The organism is Agromyces chromiiresistens, assembly GCF_029167465.1.
Classification (GTDB): Bacteria; Actinomycetota; Actinomycetes; order Actinomycetales; family Microbacteriaceae; genus Agromyces; species Agromyces chromiiresistens.
In genome coordinates this window covers 39,423-57,137 of sequence record NZ_JARFNL010000002.1, presented here as the reverse complement: position 1 = coordinate 57,137, position 17,715 = coordinate 39,423, and the positions used below count along the sequence as shown (strand labels likewise).

17 protein-coding genes are annotated in these 17,715 nt (G+C 72.0%); 6 read left to right on the top strand and 11 right to left on the bottom strand.

Annotated features, from left to right (window positions below):
* Positions 1 to 121: 121 nt before the first annotated feature.
* The 8 genes from PX701_RS04510 to rsmI all read right to left on the bottom strand — a co-directional run bounded on the left by PX701_RS04510 (position 122) and on the right by rsmI (position 9,493).
* The gene (locus PX701_RS04510; RefSeq protein WP_275505618.1) at positions 122 to 1,984 is read right to left on the bottom strand and encodes an ABC-F family ATP-binding cassette domain-containing protein; all 1,863 of its coding nucleotides are present in this window, start codon (positions 1,982 to 1,984) and stop codon (positions 122 to 124) included.
* A gap of 149 nt (positions 1,985 to 2,133) precedes the next feature.
* Entirely contained in the window at positions 2,134 to 3,066 is a 933-nt protein-coding gene (locus PX701_RS04505; RefSeq protein ID WP_231430336.1) for a 4-(cytidine 5'-diphospho)-2-C-methyl-D-erythritol kinase, read from the bottom strand.
* A gap of 49 nt (positions 3,067 to 3,115) precedes the next feature.
* Positions 3,116 to 3,658: a hypothetical protein gene (locus PX701_RS04500; RefSeq protein WP_275505617.1), complete on the bottom strand. Its 543-nt coding sequence runs from the start codon at positions 3,656 to 3,658 to the stop codon at positions 3,116 to 3,118.
* 201 nt (positions 3,659 to 3,859) lie between these two features.
* Entirely contained in the window at positions 3,860 to 4,747 is an 888-nt protein-coding gene (gene rsmA / locus PX701_RS04495) for a 16S rRNA (adenine(1518)-N(6)/adenine(1519)-N(6))-dimethyltransferase RsmA (protein WP_275505616.1), read from the bottom strand.
* The gene (locus PX701_RS04490) at positions 4,728 to 5,624 is read right to left on the bottom strand and encodes a TatD family hydrolase (RefSeq protein ID WP_231430333.1); all 897 of its coding nucleotides are present in this window, start codon (positions 5,622 to 5,624) and stop codon (positions 4,728 to 4,730) included. Before PX701_RS04490 ends, rsmA begins: the two co-directional genes overlap by 20 nt.
* A 4-nt stretch (positions 5,625 to 5,628) precedes the next feature.
* Positions 5,629 to 7,188, bottom strand: a complete 1,560-nt coding sequence (metG, locus tag PX701_RS04485) for a methionine--tRNA ligase (protein WP_275505615.1) — start codon at positions 7,186 to 7,188, stop codon at positions 5,629 to 5,631.
* Positions 7,189 to 7,418: 230 nt separating this feature from the next.
* Positions 7,419 to 8,558, bottom strand: a complete 1,140-nt coding sequence (locus tag PX701_RS04480) for an NADP-dependent oxidoreductase (RefSeq protein ID WP_231430331.1) — start codon at positions 8,556 to 8,558, stop codon at positions 7,419 to 7,421.
* A 110-nt stretch (positions 8,559 to 8,668) separates the two neighbouring features.
* Entirely contained in the window at positions 8,669 to 9,493 is an 825-nt protein-coding gene (rsmI, locus tag PX701_RS04475; RefSeq protein WP_275505614.1) for a 16S rRNA (cytidine(1402)-2'-O)-methyltransferase, read from the bottom strand.
* 29 nt (positions 9,494 to 9,522) lie between these two features.
* Here rsmI and PX701_RS04470 point away from each other — a divergent pair, with 29 nt between their 5' ends.
* Positions 9,523 to 11,175, top strand: coding sequence for a dolichyl-phosphate-mannose--protein mannosyltransferase (locus PX701_RS04470; RefSeq protein WP_275505613.1), 1,653 nt, complete (start codon positions 9,523 to 9,525; stop codon positions 11,173 to 11,175).
* A 6-nt stretch (positions 11,176 to 11,181) separates the two neighbouring features.
* On the opposite strand, the gene PX701_RS04465 is transcribed toward PX701_RS04470, so the two are convergent.
* Entirely contained in the window at positions 11,182 to 11,862 is a 681-nt protein-coding gene (locus PX701_RS04465) for a TetR/AcrR family transcriptional regulator (protein ID WP_275505612.1), read from the bottom strand.
* 59 nt (positions 11,863 to 11,921) lie between these two features.
* Here PX701_RS04465 and PX701_RS04460 point away from each other — a divergent pair, with 59 nt between their 5' ends.
* Together PX701_RS04460 and PX701_RS04455 are read left to right on the top strand one after the other, a co-directional pair.
* Positions 11,922 to 12,971 carry an NAD(P)-dependent alcohol dehydrogenase gene (locus PX701_RS04460; protein ID WP_275505611.1) on the top strand — a complete coding sequence of 350 codons (1,050 nt, stop codon included), beginning with the start codon at positions 11,922 to 11,924 and terminating at the stop codon, positions 12,969 to 12,971.
* 2 nt (positions 12,972 to 12,973) lie between these two features.
* Complete coding sequence (locus tag PX701_RS04455; RefSeq protein ID WP_275505610.1) at positions 12,974 to 13,351, top strand: hypothetical protein; 378 nt, start codon at positions 12,974 to 12,976, stop codon at positions 13,349 to 13,351.
* Positions 13,352 to 13,366: 15 nt separating this feature from the next.
* Here the strand turns inward: PX701_RS04455 and PX701_RS04450 are convergent, their stop codons facing one another.
* Positions 13,367 to 13,696: a DMT family transporter gene (locus PX701_RS04450; protein WP_231430325.1), complete on the bottom strand. Its 330-nt coding sequence runs from the start codon at positions 13,694 to 13,696 to the stop codon at positions 13,367 to 13,369.
* Positions 13,697 to 13,959: 263 nt separating this feature from the next.
* On the opposite strand from PX701_RS04450, the gene PX701_RS04445 reads away from it, so the two are divergent.
* From PX701_RS04445 to PX701_RS04435, 3 genes are all read left to right on the top strand, one after another.
* Positions 13,960 to 15,255 (top strand): O-acetylhomoserine aminocarboxypropyltransferase/cysteine synthase family protein, encoded by a 1,296-nt coding sequence (locus PX701_RS04445; RefSeq protein WP_231430324.1) that lies wholly within the window; start codon positions 13,960 to 13,962, stop codon positions 15,253 to 15,255.
* Positions 15,252 to 15,866, top strand: a complete 615-nt coding sequence (locus tag PX701_RS04440; RefSeq protein ID WP_231430323.1) for a CoA-binding protein — start codon at positions 15,252 to 15,254, stop codon at positions 15,864 to 15,866. Before PX701_RS04445 ends, PX701_RS04440 begins: the two co-directional genes overlap by 4 nt.
* A gap of 68 nt (positions 15,867 to 15,934) precedes the next feature.
* Entirely contained in the window at positions 15,935 to 16,366 is a 432-nt protein-coding gene (locus tag PX701_RS04435; protein ID WP_231430322.1) for a GNAT family N-acetyltransferase, read from the top strand.
* 278 nt (positions 16,367 to 16,644) lie between these two features.
* On the opposite strand, the gene PX701_RS04430 is transcribed toward PX701_RS04435, so the two are convergent.
* Complete coding sequence (locus PX701_RS04430; RefSeq protein ID WP_231430321.1) at positions 16,645 to 17,679, bottom strand: GNAT family N-acetyltransferase; 1,035 nt, start codon at positions 17,677 to 17,679, stop codon at positions 16,645 to 16,647.
* Positions 17,680 to 17,715 lie beyond the last annotated feature (36 nt).

Genomic DNA, 17,715 nt, shown 5'->3' with positions numbered 1-17,715 from the left:
TCCGCCACGGAGGATGTCGGTGGGGGCTTCGATGCCGCGAACGCGGGCGCATCTCCACGTTAGGCGAAGCATCTTCGCCCTGTTGACCACATGGTCACACTGCGTCACAGCTTCTGCGACGTCACCCCTCGAGCAGCTCAGATACTTCGAGCCAACGCGTCTCGAGATCGGCCACGGATGCCTCGAGCTCGCGCAGCTCGTCGCCGAGCGCGCCGAGCCCCACGTAGTCGGACTGGTCGTGACGGGCGAGTTGCTCGTGATGCCGGGCGATCTCGCCCTGCAGCTTCTCGAGCCGACGGTCGATCGAGGCGAGCTCCTTCTCGGCGGCCCGGCGATCGGCGCCCGCCAGGGAGGGCGCGCTCCCGGATCCCGTCGCGACCGGCTGGGCCGGTTGCGAAGCGTGCGCCTCGTAACCTCGGCGCTCGGATGCGGACGGCGTCGGCCGTGAGGCATCCGCCGTCTTGCGCAGCTCCAGGTACTGCTCAACTCCGCGCGGCAGGTCGCGCAGGTGACCGTCGATCACCGCGAGCTGCCGGTCGGTGACGCGCTCGATGAGGTAGCGGTCGTGGGAGACCACGAGCAGCGTGCCCGGCCAGGAGTCGAGCAGGTCCTCGATGGCAGCGAGCATGTCGGTGTCGAGGTCGTTGGTGGGCTCGTCGAGGATGAGCACGTTGGGTTCCTGCAGCAGGATCAGCAACAGCTGGAGCCGCCGCTTCTGCCCGCCCGAGAGGTTCTTCACCGGGGTCGACAGCTGCTGGCTCGAGAACCCGAGGCGCTCGAGCAGCTGCCCGGGCGTGAGCTCGACGGCCTTCGAGCCCTGTCCGATCGTGTAGCTCGCCCGTTGCTCGGCCACGACCGCCGACACGCGTTCGTCGCCCCACTCGGCGAGTTCGGCGAGTTCCTGGCTGAGCGTCGCGATCTTGACCGTCTTGCCGCGCTTGACGCGGCCCGAGGTCGGCGTCACCGCGCCGGTGACCAGGCCGAGCAGCGTCGACTTGCCGGCGCCGTTGACGCCGAGGATGCCGGTGCGTTCCCCCGGCGCGATCCGCCACTCGACATCGCGGAGCACCGTGCGCGGCGCCCCGTCGAGTCCGGGGTACTCGACCGTCGCGTCGAGCAGGTCGACCACGTCCTTGCCGAGCCGCGAGACCGCGAGCCGGCTGAGCTCGACGGCGTCGCGCACGGGCGGCTCGTTCTCGATGAGCTGGTTCGCCGCCTCGATCCGGAACTTCGGCTTCGAGGTGCGGGCAGGGGCGCCGCGGCGCAGCCACGCGAGCTCCTTGCGCATGAGGTTCTGGCGCTTCGCCTCGCTCGCCGCGGCCATCCGGTCGCGCTCGACCCGCTGCAGGATGTACGCGGCGTACCCGCCCTCGAAGGGCTCGACGATGCCGTCGTGCACCTCCCAGGTCGCGGTGCAGACCTCGTCGAGGAACCAGCGGTCGTGGGTCACGACGACGACCGCTCCGGCGGTCGCCGTCCAGCGCTGCTTCAGGTGGCGTGCGAGCCAGGCGATGCCCTCGACGTCGAGGTGGTTCGTCGGCTCGTCGAGGAACAGCACGTCCCAGTCGCCCACGAGGAGTGCCGCGAGCCCGACCCTGCGCCGCTGCCCGCCCGAGAGGCTTGCGATGGGCGCCTGCCACGGGACATCCGCGAGCAGGCCCGAGATGACGTCGCGCACCTTCGCGTCGCCGGCCCACACGTGCTCGTCGATGCCGCCGACGACTGCCTCGGCCACGGTCTTGCCCGGGTCGACGATGTCGGCCTGGTCGAGCATGCCGATGCGCAGGCCGCGCCGCTGGGTGACGCGGCCGCCGTCGGGTTCGAGGCGCCCGGCGAGCAGCTTCAGGAGCGTCGACTTGCCGTCGCCGTTGCGGCCGACGATGCCGATGCGGTCGCCCTCGTCGATGCCGAGGGTCACCTCGTCGAAGACGGTACGCGTCGGGAACTCGAGATGCAGGCGCTCGGCGCCGAGGAGGTGTGCCATGACCGAACGAGCCTAGCCGCCCGTCGCTCGGGCGGCGACGCACGACGTCTCCGCGGTCGGCGCAGTGGCGACGCGGGCGGCAGGTCGAACCGGCGCCCGGGCGCCGTCTCGAGATGAGCGCACCGGGACCACGGTCCCGATCCGGTTCCCTACCCGGCGACCAGGCGCGCGCCGTGCACGGCGCCGTGCACGTGCACGGCGTTGAGCCGCGCGGCCGACAGCGCGACCTGCAGCTCGATCGCCGAATCGGCGTCCTCGACGAGGAACGCCACCGTCGGGCCGGATCCGGAGACGATCCCGGCCAGCGCTCCGTGCGCCTCGCCGAGCTCGAGGATGCCGCCGAGCCCGGGCGCCAGCCCGAGCGCCGCCGCCTGCAGGTCGTTGTGCAGCGCGTCGGCGAGCATGCGCGCGTCGCCTGCTCGCAGTGCGTGCAGCACCTCCGCGTCGACGGCGGGGGTCACGTCGCCCGGGTCGGTCTCGGGGTGCGCCTCGCGCCGGCGGTCGAGTTCGCGGTAGACCCCCGGCGTCGAGAGGCCGAACTCGGCGACCGCGAGGACCCAGTGGAACGAACCGGTCGCGAGCGCCGGGCTCAGCCGGTCGCCGCGGCCGGTGCCGATGGCCGTGCCGCCGGAGAGGGCGAACGGCACGTCGGCGCCGAGCTTGGCCGCGAGCGCGTGCAGTTCCTCCTTGGTGAGGCCTGTGCCCCAGAGGGCGTCGCACGCGACGAGGGTCGCCGCCGCGTCGGCGCTGCCGCCGCCCATGCCGCCGGCGATCGGCACGTGCTTCTCGATCTCGAGCCGCACGCCGCCCGGCACGCCGACGGTGCGCGCCAGCAGCTTCGCCGCCTTGATCGCGAGGTTCGAGCCGTCGGTCGGGAGGCCGGAGACGTCGATCGAGCCGCCGAACGCGACGCTGAACTCGTCGTCGGGCCAGGCGCGCACGTCCTCGTAGAGCGAGACGGCCTGGTACGCGGTCGCGACATCGTGGTAGCCGTCGGACTGCACCGCGCCGACGCGCATGAACAGATTGATCTTGCCGGGCGCCCGAACGTGCACTGCCTCGTCGGCCCAGGCGATCGTCATGCCCCCACGCTACCCGACGGCGTCCGGGCGCCGACCGCGCGCGCCGCGCTCAGCCGACCTCGGCGAGCCACGCCCGCATGCGCGACTTCACGTCCGCGAGGCGCTCGTCGTCGGGCATGCGGCCCCAGGTGAGGCCGATCGAGCTGCGTCCGCCGGCGCGCTCGCTCGCCGAGGCGAGCACGAACTCGCCGCTCTCGAGCGGGAAACGGGCGGTGGGATGCTTCGCACCGAGGTTGAGCGCGAGCGGGGCCACCCCCAGCTCGCGTTCGACGAGCGTCGCGAGCGCACGCAGACCGTCGGCCTTCTCGAGGTCGACGGTGCGGGTGACGCTCGCCTCATAGGTGCCGTCCTGCCGTTGCCCTGGACGGCGGATGCCGCGGGCCTGCTCGTAGGCCACGGTCACGTTCTGCGCCCACCAGGGGTCGACCCCGTGCAGGGTGGCCAACCGGGTCGCGATCTGCTGGTGCGTCAACTGTTCGGCGCCCGCCTCGTCGAGCACCGCGAACCACTCCTCTCGCGGCCGCCCCGTCGCCGCGCCCACCGCGTCGTCGCCGACGCCATCGGCGTTCGCCCCCACCGTCGTCTTCGCCATGCGACGAGAATAACGGCCGTCTGCGTCACCCGTCCGCGTCGCGCTCACCCCAACCCGGCCGACGGCAGGCGGGTCGGAAGAACCGTGCGATATGCCGCTCGGCGCCCGCTTGCGCCCGGAATCTCCGACATCTCGCCGGGGCGCGCGGCCGCGCGTGCGGACGGCGCCGCCACGTCGAGACCCGACGCAGTCGCCGAGACGTCAGGCGGATGCCGCGGTGCGCGCGACGCGCAGGAAGTCGTCGACGTTCAACTGCTCGCCGCGCGCCTGCGGGTCGACGCCGGCTGCCGTCAGCACCTCGGCCGCGGCGGACGAGCTGCCGCCGAGCACGCCGGAGAGCGACTGACGCAGCATCTTGCGCCGCTGCTGGAAGGCGGCGTCGACGAGTGCGAACGTCGCGACGCGCTCGACCTCGGTGCCCGGTTGCTCGGCGCGCTCGAAGCCCACGAGCACCGAATCGACGTTCGGCACGGGCCAGAACACCATGCGCGACACCTGGCCGGCCGTTCGCCAGCGCCCGTACCAGGCGGCCTTGACGCTCGGCGCGCCGTAGACCTTCGACCCGGGCTCGGCCGCGAGCCGGTGACCGACCTCGGCCTGCACCATGACGATGCCCGACACGAGCGACGGGAAGTGCTCGAGCAGGTGCAGCAGCACCGGCACCGAGACGTTGTAGGGCAGGTTCGCGACGAGTCGCACCGGGTCGGCCGGCAGTTCGACGACCTTGAGCGCGTCTTGGTGCACGACGGTGAGCGAGGTGCCCGGCTGCATGATCGCGACGGTGTGCGGCAACTGCTCGGCGAGGCGCCCGTCGATCTCGACGGCGACGACCTCGGCGCCGGCCTCGAGGAGGCCCAGCGTGAGCGAGCCGAGCCCGGGCCCGATCTCGAGCACGGTCTCGCCGCGCTGCACGCCGGCGGTCTGCACGATGCGGCGCACCGTGTTCGCGTCGTGGACGAAGTTCTGCCCGAGCTTCTTCGTGGGCGTGACGTCGAGGAGCTCGGCGAGGTCGCGGATCTCGGCCGGGCCGAGCAGGCGCGGCGTCGCGGTCTCGGCGCCGTCGGCGGGCTCAGCCTCGTGGCGGTGCATGCCGCTCATCCTCCCACGAGCCGTACACCGCGACCGTGTTCGCCGCGAGCTGCGCGCAGAACTCGTCGAGCGGGGCCCCGAGGGTCTCGGCCATGAACCGCACCGTGTGCGGCACGAGATAGGGGGCGTTCGGCCGGCCGCGCAGCGGCACCGGGGTGAGGTAGGGCGCGTCGGTCTCGACGAGGATGCGGTCGCGGGGCACCGCTCGCAGCGCGTCGCGCAGGTTCTCGGCGTTCTTGAACGTCACGTTGCCCGCGAACGAGCAGTACCAGCCCTCGTCGGCCGCGAGGCCGGCGAGCTCCTCGCCGCCCGAGAAGCAGTGGAAGACGGTGCGCTCGGGAGCGCCGACCCGGCGCAGCGTCGCGACGACCTCGTCATGCGCGTCTCGATCGTGGATCTGCAGCGCGATGCCGTGCCGCTTCGCGATGTCGATGTGCGCCTCGAACGAGCGGAACTGCGCCGGCCGCCCCTCGTCGCCGGTGCGGAAGAAGTCGAGTCCCGTCTCGCCGACGGCCCGCACTCGCGGCTCCGCCGCCAGCTCGTCGATCACGGCGAGGGCGTCGTCGAGCGTTCCGGATGCCTCGAGCTCGGGCGCCTCGTTGGGGTGCAGCGCCACCGCGGCGAGGAGCCGCGCTTCGCGCGCGGCGGCCGCGGCCGACCAGCGGCTCGTCGCCACATCGGTGCCGACCTGCACGGCCCCGGCGACGCCGACCGCTGCGGCCCGCTCGAGGTGCTCGTGCACGTCGAGCAGCGTCTCGGGACGCCCGGGCGGTGCGTCGTCGCTCGGTTCGAGGTGCGTGTGGTTGTCATAGACCGCGACGGGCAGCGGCTCGGGCAGCGGCGGGTAGCCCTGACCGGACGTCTTCGAGGGCGGCACCGACCTACTCCGCGACCTCGACCCGCGGGAACAGCGCCTCGAGCGGGGCGACGCGTTCGCCGAGCTCCGCCTCGTACGCAAGGTCGACGCGCGCGTCCTGCACCGTGCCGGGCGCGCCGAGCGCCGTCCACAGCTTCGCCGTCGCCTTCGGCAGCACCGGCGAGAGCAGCACCGCGAGGGTGCCGAGCCCGCGGTAGGCCGTCGCGAGCACGGTCTCGAGCCGGTCGCGCCGCTCGGGGTCCTTCGCAAGCGCCCAGGGCTCCTCGGCCGTGAGGTAGCCGTTGAGCGCGTCGACGAGCTCCCACGCCGCACCGATCGCCTCATGGATCGCGATGCGGTCGATGGCCTGCCACGAGGCATCCGTCGCCCGTCGTTCGACCGCACCGATCTCGATGTCGGCCGCCTCGAGCGCGCCCTGCCGAGGCACGACGCCGTCGCAGTACCGGTTGATCATCGCGACGACGCGCGAGGCGAGGTTGCCGAAGCCGTTCGCGAGTTCGGCCTGGTAGCGGGCGGCGAGGTCCTCCCAGGAGAACGAGCCGTCCTGGCCGAACGCGATCGCGCGCATGAAGTAGTAGCGGAACGCATCGGAGCCGAAGGTCGACGTGATCTGCTCGGGCGCGATGCCCGTGAGCTTCGACTTCGACATCTTCTCGCCGCCGACGAGCAGCCAGCCGTGGCCGAAGACGCCCTTCGGCACCTCGAGGCCGGCGGCCATCAGCATCGCCGGCCAGATGACGGCGTGGAAGCGCAGGATGTCCTTGCCGACGATGTGCTGCGCGGGCCAGCGCCGCGAGAACTCGTCGTCGTCCTGCCCGTAGCCCACGGCGGTGATGTAGTTGAGCAGGGCGTCGAACCAGACGTAGACGACGTGGGTCTCGTCCCACGGCACCTTGACGCCCCAGTCGAACGTCGACCGCGAGATCGAGAGGTCGGCGAGGCCCGAGCGCACCCAGCCGAGCACCTCGTTGCGCGCCGACTCGGGCTGCACGAAGTCGGGGCGCTCCTCGTAGAGCGCGAGCAGCCGCTCGGCGAACGCCGAGGTGCGGAAGAAGTAGTTCTTCTCGTGCAGCAGCTCGACGGGCTTCGAATGGATGGCGCAGACCTGCTGCCCCTCGTACTCGCCGGTGCCCGCGACGAGGTCGGACTCCTGCTTGTACTCCTCGCAGCCGACGCAGTAGTAGCCCTCGTACTCGCCCGTGTAGATGTGACCGTCGTCGTAGAGCTTCTGCAGGAACTTCTGCACGTTCGCCTCGTGGCGCGCGTCGGTCGTGCGGATGAAGTCGTCGTTCGCGATGTCGACCGTCTCGAGCAGCGGGATCCAGGCGTCGGCGACGAGCTTGTCGGCCCACTCCTGCGGGGTGACGCCGTTCGCGGTCGCGGTGCGCAGGATCTTCTGGCCGTGCTCGTCGGTGCCCGTGAGCATCCACGCGTCGTCGCCCGCCTGCCGGTGCCAGCGCGCGAGCACGTCGGCGGCGACCTCGGTGTACGCGTGCCCGATGTGGGGCACGTCGTTCACGTAGAAAATGGGCGTGGTGATGTAGAACGAGGAGGCTTCGGCCATGCGCTCAATCCTATGGGCGCACGAAGCAGCATTACTGCGGAGGCCTCGGACTCGACCCACAGGGCCGCTCAACCCCATGGGCGCACGAAGCAGCATTACTGCGGAGGCTTCGGACTCGACCCACAGGGCCGCTCAACCCCACGGGCGCACGGGATGCCTCCACGTCTGCGTTACTCGCCTCCGCTGTGAGCGGCGACCGGCGAAGGAGGAGGCATCGCGAAACCCCCGCTCTACTCGGCCGCCGCCGCCTGCTCCCGCTCGTGCTCCTCGCGGTGACGGCGCCGCACGCTGCCGTCGCCGATCGCGGGCGGGATCGCCTCGGTCACCTCCATGTGGGCGTGCGGGGTCGGCACGCCGAGGGTGACGTCCTGCTCCTTGATCGCGGGTTCGCGCACCTTCTGGCCCGGATAATCGACCACCCTGAGGCCGAGCACGATCTTGCCCGGCGCGTCGCGCCGGTCGAGCGCCCGGTACGCGTCGACGATGCCGTCGAGCCCGAACACGTCGGCGATCGGCAATCGCACCCGGCGGGCCGCGACGAGCGCGGCCACCCGCCCCATCGCGACGACGTCGCCCGTGCCCGCCGCGACCGCATCGTCGGCTTCGACCGCCTCGTGGTCGAGCACGGTCAGCGTGCGGGAACTCGCCACCCCGAGCTCGGCGGCGGCGTCGGTCTCGCCGCCGAGGAAGTCGAGGAAGGCGCTCACAGGTCGCGCATGCTCGGTCTCCTCGACGATCGCCCGCACCCGCTCGGCGAGCCCCGGTCCGTATCGCGTGGGGATCACGCCGAACTGCCGCAGGAAGTCGAAGCGCTCCTGGGTCGTCGTGCCGATGACGGTCGCGCCGCGCATCCGTGCGAACTGCACGGCGAGGCAGCCCACCCCGCCGGCGGCGGCGGTGACGACGACCGTGTCGTCGGGGCCGAGGGCGAGGCCCTCGACGGCGTTCCATGCGGTCGTGCCGGCGACGTAGAGCGAACCGGCGACCTCCCACGAGAGCCCGGCCGGCTTCGGCAGCAGCTGGCGCTCGGGTACCGCGACGTGCGTGGCCTGCGCGCCGCGCTCGACGAAGCCCATGACCTCGTCGCCGCGGCCGAACCGCCCGACGTCGGGGCCGGTCGCGATGACCACCCCGGCAAGGTCGCGCCCCTGCATCGCCGGGAGGGCGATCGGGCCCTGGCCGTCGTGCTCGCCGCGCCTCGTCGCGCTCTCTGCGGGGTTGAGCCCCGCCGCGAAGACCTCGACGAGCACCTCGCCGTCGCCGGGCACCGGCATCGGCACCTCGTCGACGTGCAGCACCTCGGGGCCGCCGAACTCGGCGTATCGCACCGCCCGGGCCGTGAAGGCCCGCGACTCGTCTCTGGTTGCCATCTCGCACCTCCTGGATCGTGCGAACGGTTCCATTGTCCCCCAATCGGGGGCCGACCGACAGGGGTTGCGCGCGGGGCGAGCGTTCTGCGGCGGCGGCTGCGGCGCGCGGTTCAGCGCCCGTCGCGGCTCGCGAGCGCGGCCTCGTAGAGCTCGCGCTTGCCGAGGCCGGTCTCAGCGGCGACGAGCGAGGCGGCGTCCTTCAGCCGGGTGCCCGATGCCGCGAGGCCGAGCACCCGTTCGAGCGCGGCATCGGCGTCGACCACGACGTCGCCCGCTCCCCCGACGACGATGACGATCTCGCCGCGCACGCCGTCGGCCGCCCAGGCCACGAGCTCGCCGAGCGGGCCGCGGCGCACCTCCTCATGGAGCTTCGTGAGTTCTCGGCACACGGCCGCCGGCCGGTCGGCTCCGAAGGCCTCCGCGAACGCTTCGAGGCTCGCGGCGACCCGCGACGGGCCCTCGAAGAAGACGAGCGTGCGCCGGTCGCCCGCGAGCTCCGCGAGCCGGCGGCCGCGCTCGCCGGCCTTGCGGGGCAGGAAGCCCTCGAACGCGAACCGATCGGTGGGCAGCCCCGAGACGGCGAGTGCCGTGACCACGGCCGAAGGCCCGGGGATCACCGTGACGACGACACCGGCGGCGGCGGCCGCGGCCACGAGCGGGAAGCCGGGGTCGGAGACGGTCGGCATACCGGCGTCGCTCAGCACGAGGAGATCGTCGTCGCGGGCGAGCTCCACGAGTTCGGCCGCCTTCTGCCGCTCGTTGTGCTCGTGCAGGGCGATGAGGCGCGGCCGGTTGTCGATGCCGAGCGCCGCGAGCAGGCGCTGGGTCACGCGGGTGTCCTCCGAGGCGATCACGGTCGCCGTCCCGAGCGCCTCGCGCAGTCGCGTCGACGCATCGCCGAGATTGCCGATGGGGGTCGCCGCGAGGATGATCATGGGTTCCAGTCTGTCCTAGGGTTGGGCGCATGAGTGTCGACGAGACGGTGGAACCCCAGGGGTCCCGACTCGACGACGCCGACGAGGCCGACGAGGTGGAACCCCAGGGGTCCCGACTCGACGACGCCGACGAGGCCGACGTCGAGCCGCGTGGATCGCGGCTCGACGAGTGGTGGGCCGCCGCGACCGCGACGCCGCGTCGTCGCGCACTCTGGACGTGGGGCGGCCCCCTCCTCGTCACGCTCGTCGCCGCAGTGCTGCGCTTCTGGGGGCTCGGCCACCCGCACCAGATCGTCTTCGACGAGACCTACTACGTGAAGGACGCCTGGACCCTCTGGCACAACGGCTACGAGTCGAGCTGGCCCGACGGCGCCGACGCCGATTTCGCCCGCGGCGACCCGAACGTCTACCTCGACGACCCCGCGTACGTCGTGCATCCGCCGCTCGGCAAGTGGCTCATCGGGCTCGGCATGGCCGCGTTCGGCGCGGGCGACGCGTTCTGGTGGCGCGCGACGACGGCGCTGGCCGGCACGATCGCGGTCTTCCTCCTGACGATGGTGGCGCGGCGGCTCTTCGCCTCGACCTCGCTCGCGGTGGTCGCAGGCCTCCTCTTCGCGATCGACGGCAACGCGATCGTGATGTCGCGCGTCGCGCTGCTCGACAACTGGGTCATGCTCTTCTGCCTGCTCGGGTTCTGGTTCGTCCTGATCGATCGCGAGCATGCGGAGCGGGCGCTCGACCGCCGGCTGGCGGCCGAGTGGGGCGCCGGTCGGGATCCGCATTTCGGCCCCGCGCTGTGGGCGAGGCCATGGGTCGTCGCCGCGGGCGCCGCGTTCGGGGCCGCGACGGCGGTGAAGTGGTCGGGACTCTGGTTCCTCGCGGCCTTCGGCGTCTACCTGGTGGTCGTCGACGCTCTCGCCCGCCGCCGTGCTGGCGTACCGTTCTGGGCGAGCGCGGCGCTGCTCAAGCAGGCGCCCGTCACGTTCGTGCTGCTCGTGCCGGTCGCAATGGTCGTCTACTTCGCGTCGTGGACCGGCTGGCTCACGACCGACGGCGGCTACTACCGGCACTGGGCCGACGAGGAGGGCAACGCGTGGACCGGCGCGCTCGCCTGGGTGCCGAAGGCGCTGCAGAGCCTCTGGCACTACCATTCCTCGGCCTACCAGTACCACGTCGACGTGCACAGCGAGCACCCCTGGCAGTCGAATCCGTTGACGTGGCTCTTCATGATCCGACCGACCAACATGTACTACGACGACGCGAACGGGCAGGTCTCGTCGATCATCGAGGTCGGCAACCCGCTCATCTGGTGGGCGGCGGCGCTCGCCGCGTTCTACCTCGTCTACCGCTTCGCGCGGTACCGCGAGTGGCAGGCGGCCGCGATCCTCGTCGGTCTCGCCGCCGGCTACCTGCCGTGGCTCATGTACCTGAACCGCACGGTGTTCCAGTTCTACTCGATCGCGTTCGAGCCCTTCCTCGTGCTCGCGCTCGTCTACGTCATCGGCATCGTCGCGGGCAGGCCGACCGACCCGCGCTGGCGCCGGCAGGGAGGGCTCTGGACGGTCGGGGTCTACCTCGTCGTCGTGATCGCCGTGTCGGCGTTCTTCCTGCCGATCTGGACGGGGATACCGCTCACGCCCATCGTGCGGCAGCTGCACTTCTGGCTGCCGAGCTGGGGCTGAGCGAACTCAGGCCTGCTGAGCCGCGAGCCGCAGCTCGAGCTGGTCGAGCACGAGGTCGAGGCCGTAGCCGAACTCGTCGCCGAAGTCGTAGTCGTGCCCGAGGACCATCTGCTCGAGCATCTCGGCGAGGTGCGGGTACTCGTCGGCGGGCAGTTCGAGCCCTTCGGCGAAGGCGTCGGCGCCGACGTCGGGAGTGAACGGCAGGTTGAGCTCGGTGAGCACGAAGCCGTAGATGTAGGCGTCGAGCACCGAGTAGGCGTGTGCGGCGAGCGCGAGGTCGAAGCCGTCGCGCCGCAGCACTCCGAGCACGCGGTCGTGGTGCCGCATGACGGCCGGTCCGGGATCCGACCGCGACTCGAGGAGGCCGAGCGCCCAGGAGTGCTTCTTGAGCACGGCGCGCATGGTGTCGGCGCGGGCGGTCATCGCGGCGCGCCACGGCGTGCCGATCTCGAGCAGCGGAATCTCGTCGAACGCCGCGTCGGCGAGGAGATCGAGGAGTTCCTCCTTGCCGGAGACGTGGTGGTAGAGCGACATCGCCTCGGCGCCGAGTGCCTTGCCGACGCTGCGCATGCTGACGGCCGCGAGGCCGCCGCCGTCGGCGACCTGCATCGCGGCGGCGATGATGCGCTCGCGGCTGAGCGGGGTGCGCTGGGCCATGCCGACTCCGTTCTCGGGCGATGCTTGCATCCTTACGACTGTAAGGCTATCGTGATCGACACAGGGACTTACAGGTGTAAGGGAGCAACATGCGTGCAGGAGTGGTCGATCGGTACGGTCCGCCGTCGGTCGTACGGGTCGACACGGTGCCCGATCCCGTCGCGCGCCGCGGCGAGGCGCTCGTGCGCGTCATGGCGGCGACCGTCAACTCGGGCGACGCCCGCATCCGCGGCGCCCGGTTCCCGCGCGGCTTCGCCCTGCCGGGCAGGCTCGCGCTCGGGGTGAACGGCCCGCGCGCCAGGGTGCTCGGCGTGGTCTTCGCCGGGCTCGTCGAGACGATCGGTGGTGATGCCACGGGCGGCGCCCCGCACGCGGGCGGCATCGCCTCAGCGGCATCCGGGTTCGCCGTCGGCGACCGCGTCTGCGGCATGACGGGCGCGCGCATGGGCGCGCACGCCGAGCTCGTCGCGGTCCCCGCCTCGCGGCTCGCGCGCATCCCCGACGGGGTGTCGTTCGACGACGCGGCCGGGGTGCTGTTCGGCGGCGCGACGGCGCTGCACTACCTGCGCGACAAGGCCGCGGTGCGGCCGGGCGAGCACGTGCTCGTCGTCGGAGCCTCGGGCGCGGTCGGCACGAACGCCGTGCAGCTCGCGAAGCACTTCGGGGCGAGGGTCACGGCCGTCACGAGCGCACCGAACGCCGAACTGGTCACCGCGCTCGGCGCCGACCGGGTCGTCGACTACCGCGCGACGCCGCTCGAGTCGCTCGAGTCACGCGGCGAGCGCTTCGACGTCGTGTTCGACACGGTGGGCGTGCTGAGCCCGGCGACCGGGCGACCGCTCCTCGCCGAGGGCGGGCGACTGCTGCTCGCCGTCGCGAGCCTCGGCGAGATGATCACCGCCCACGGTCCGGTGAAGACGGGCACCTCACCCGAGCGACCCGAGGACTTCTCGACCCTGCTCGACCTCGTCGAGGCGGACGCACTGCGGGTCGTCATCGACGAGACGATGCCGCTCGACCGCCTCGCCGAGGCGCACGCCCGCGTCGACTCGGGCCGCAAGGTCGGCAACCTCGTGCTGCATCCGCAGGAGGCCGCGGGCGCGGGCGCGGCGGCCGGGTCGGCCGAGGCGGCGGCTTGACCATGGACCCGACCCGTGTCATCCTCGCCGGCGGCTGGATCTCGCTCATGCTGGTCTACCTGCTCGGCGACGTGCTGCGCATCTTCGCCGGTGATGCCGAGCCGGGCAGGATCGGCGACAGGGCGGCCGCGAGCTGGATGTGGGTGCTGGCCGCACTCATCATGCTCGTGCCGATCGCGATGATCACGATCTCGCTCATGGTGCCGGCGACCCCGCTCAAGTGGATCACCGTCATCGTCTCGGCCGCGCTCGTGCTGTTCAACCTCGCAGCGCTGCCCTACAAGGGCCTCTACGACAACGTGCTCATCGTCGTGGGCTTCGGGTTCAACGCGCTCCTCATCTGGGTCGCGCTCGCCTGGCACCCGGCCCAGGAGGCGTGAGCACCCGGCGCATCGCTAGTGGCCGGCGCCGCCGTCGACGAACTTGAGCCCGATGACGCAGCCGACGAGGCCGGCGATGAGGGCGAGCTTCAGCCACGAGACATCCGAATCGCCCGTGATCATCGCCCAGACGACCGTGAGTGCCGCGCCGATGCCGACCCAGACCGCGTAGGCGGTACCGGTCGAGATGTCTCGCATGGCCCACGCGAGCCCGCCCATGGAGAGGGCGAGGGCGCCGAAGAAGATCACGCTCGGCCAGAGCTTCGTGAAGCCCTCGCTCTTGCCGAGTGCGGTGGCCCAGACGGCTTCGAGCACGCCCGAGACGATGAGGATGACCCATGCCATGACTGTTCACTCCCGACCAGATCGACATCGAGAAGGATGTCGCGTGCCAGTCGTCGTGTCCGGGTACTGGGTGCCCTCGTCCGGTGGCCGCCGGGGTGGGCGACCTGATCACAGGATAGCGAACCGGCCTGATCAACCCCTGTGCACCCTGGCCCGACCGACCCCCTCCGCCGACGGGTGCACGGGGCGGGTGCGAGGCATCCGTTGCCGTAGGTTACGCCGCGGGCGCGAGGCGGACGCCGGGTGCGCGTAGCGTTCTCGGCATGGCAGACCGCGAATACGGCTTCAAGACCCGCGCCATCCACGCGGGCAACATCCCCGACCAGGTGACGGGGGCCCGCGCGCTGCCGATCTACCAGACGAGTGCGTTCGTCTTCGACGACACCGCCGACGCCGCGGCACGGTTCGCCCTCCAGAAGTACGGCAACATCTACTCACGCCTCGCGAACCCGACGGTCGCGAGCTTCGAGGAGCGCATCGCGAGCCTCGAGGGCGGTCTGGGCGCCGTCGCGACCGCCTCCGGACTCGCCGCGCAGTACATCACCTTCGCATCGCTCGCGGGAGCCGGCGACCACATCGTCGCCTCCGCGCAGCTCTACGGCGGCTCGATCACCCAACTCGACGTGACGCTGCGCCGCTTCGGCATCGAGACGACCTTCGTCGCCGGTTCCGACGCCGACGACTACGCCGCGGCCATCCGCGAGAACACGAAGGCCCTCTTCGTCGAGACGATCGCGAACCCCTCGGGCGAGATCGCCGACCTCGAGGCGCTCGCCGACGTCGCCCACGCCCACGGCATCCCGTTCATCGTCGACTCGACGATCGCGACCCCGTACCTCAACCGCCCGATCGAATGGGGCGCCGACATCGTCACCCACTCGGCGACCAAGTTCCTCGGCGGGCACGGCACGACCCTCGGCGGCGTCGTGGTCGAGTCGGGCCGGTTCCACTGGCACTCGGAGAAGTTCCCGCTGTTCGGCCAGCCGGTGCCGAGCTACGGCGGCCTCGAGTGGTCGGGCAACTTCGGCGAGTACGCCTTCTTGACGCGCCTCCGCGCCGAGCAGCTGCGCGACATCGGCCCGACGCTCGCGCCGCACTCGGCGTTCCTGCTCGCGCAGGGCGTCGAGACCCTGCCGTACCGCATCCAGGCGCACGTCGACAATGCCCGCGCCGTCGCCCGGTGGCTCGCCGAGGACCCGCGGGTCGAGCGCGTGTTCTGGGCGGGCCTCGAGGGCCACCCGCACCACGACCGCGCGAAGAAGTACCTGCCGCAGGGCCCCGGCTCGGTGTTCAGCTTCGAGGTGAAGGGCGGCCGGCAGGTGGGCCAGGCGCTCATCGAGAACGTGAACCTCGCGTCGCACCTCGCGAACATCGGCGACGCGAAGACGCTCATCATCCACCCGGCGTCGACCACGCACGCCCAGCTCACCGAGCAGCAGCTCGTCGACGCGGGCGTGCTGCCCGGCGTCGTGCGGCTCTCGATCGGCATCGAGGACGTCGACGACATCATCTACGATCTCGACCAGGCGCTCGCCGCCGCGACAGGAGGCACGCGATGACCGACACCATCACCGGGCAGGCGACGCAGACGGATGCCTCGGCGGCGGCCGAGCTCGAGACCGTGCGCCTCGTCAACGGCCTGAGCTGCGACCTGCCCGCCGACTCGCCGCTCGCGAAGCTGCTGCGCTCGCAGCGCACGTGGACGGGTCCCGACGCGAAGGCTCGCCTGCGCATCCTCGACGCGGCGAAGTCGGTCGCGATCGTCGGCGCCTCGCCGAAGCCGCAGCGCTCGAGCTACTTCGTGGGCACGTACCTGCAGCAGTCGAGCGACTACCGCCTCTACTTCGTGAACCCGATGGAGACCGAGATCCTCGGCCAGCCGGCGTACGCGAGCCTCACGGACCTGCCCGAGGTGCCCGACGTCGTCGTCGTGTTCCGCCGGGGCAGCGACATCCCGAAGGTCGTCGACGAGGTCGTCGCGGCCGGTGCGAAGACCATCTGGGTGCAGCTCGGCATCTGGAACGAGGAGGCCGCGTACTACGGCGAGGAGCAGGGGCTCACCGTCGTCATGGACCGCTGCATCAAGGTGGAGCACGCCCGCTTCCACGGAGGCCTCCACCTGCTCGGATTCGACACGGGTCAGATCACGTCGCGCAAGACCGTGCGCTGACGTGCTCCCGTCGAGCGGATGCCTCGGTGGAGGCATCCGCTCGAACCGCGCCCCGATACGCTGGACCGATGCCCCGCGACCTCGATTTCTCGACCGACCCCGCCCGGCTCGACCGCGAACGCGTGCACCGCTGGCTCTCCGAGCACGCCTACTGGGCGCTCGGCCGACCTCGCGAGACGCAGGATGCGGCGATCGACGGGTCGATGAACTTCGGCGTGTACGACCGCGACTCGGGCGGGCAGCTGGCCTACGCCCGCGTCGTCACCGACGGCGTCACCTTCGCCTGGCTCTGCGATGTCATCGTCGACCCCGAGAGCCGCGGCGAGCGCCTCGGCGTCTCGCTGATGGAGTACGTGCTCGCGACGCTCGACCCGCTGCGCCTGAAGCGCGTGGTGCTCATCACGGGCGACGCCCACGGCCTCTACGAGAAGTTCGGGTTCGCGCCGATCGACCGAGCGGCGGACTGGATGTCGCGGGTCGGGCCCGACCCGATCGTCTGAGCGGGGGCGACCCGGCCACGCTCCCGACCGACCGCGGCAGGGGCGCCGCTTCGCTGCCGTCAGGCGGCGTCGCGCCCGTAGGCGAGCATCCGGAAGCCCGACCCACCACCAGGGCGGCGGCGCACGAAGCGGTCACGCGGCGTCGCGTCCACAGGCGAGCATCCGGAAGCCCGACCCACCACCGGGGCGGGGGCGCACGAAGCGGTCACGCGGCGTCGCGTCCATAGGCGAGCATCTGGAAGCCCGACCCACCACCGGGGCGGCGGCGCACGAAGCGGTCACGCGGCGTCGCGTCCATAGGCGAGCATCTGGAAGCCCGACCCGTCTGGGCGCACGAAGCGGTACTCGCGCTCGTGCAGGCGGGCGAACCCGAGCCGGTCGTAGAGCCGCTGCGCGTCGAGCATGTCGGGGCCGGTGTTGAGCACCACCCGGTCCATCCCGCGGATGCGCGCGAGTCGCAGCACGTGCCGCACGAGCGTCTCGCCGATGCCGCGCCGCCGGGCACCCGGTGCGACGCCGAGGAAGCGGAAGTCGAGCTCGCCGGCCCGCGCGACCGGCGACATCGTCGCGCCTGCTCGCGGCGTCGACGCCGTGCCGAGGAGCTCGCCGGTCGCCGAGTCGACGGCGACCCACACCCGATGGTCGCGCGCACGCTCGGCCACGGCGACGATGTCGGCGCGATACCCCGCGTTCAGCTCGAAGTCGGCGGCGTACGCCGACTCGACGAGCCGGGCGACGTGATCGGCCTCGCCGTCCCGCATCGATCGCACCACGACGTCGTCGCGCTGCTGAAGCGGGTATCGGTACACGACCGAGTCGACGTCGGCCCCGACCGCCGCGTCGCGCTCGGGCGCGCGCTCGAAGCCGAGTCGTTCGTAGAGCGCCTGGGCCCTGGTGTTGCGGCTGCCCGTGTCGAGCACGAGCGCCGACGCACCCCACTCGAGCGCCGCCTCGAGGCTCGCCCGCGTGAGCGCGGCGCCGAGTCCGCCGCCCTGCACGGCTGGGTCGACGGAGATGAGGCGCACCTCGGCCTCGCCGGGCCGGGCGACCCGCGAGTAGCGAGTGCCGGCGCGCAGCACGCTCGCCGTGCCGACGACGCCGCTTTGGGCGTCGAGCGCGACGAGCACGGCGCCGTCGGCGGCACGCCCCGCCGTGTCGGCCTCGAACGCGGCGCGCTCGGCGCCTTTCGGCAGGTGACCGTAGGGCCCTGCGGCGAAGGCGCGCCCGATCAGGGCGGCCTCGGCGGCGGACTCCTCGGCGCGGATCGGACGGATGGTCGGGGATGCGGGCGGGGTTCCGGCGGCGTTCGACATCGTCATCCAGCCTAGGCCCGCCCGCCGGCGCGGCGG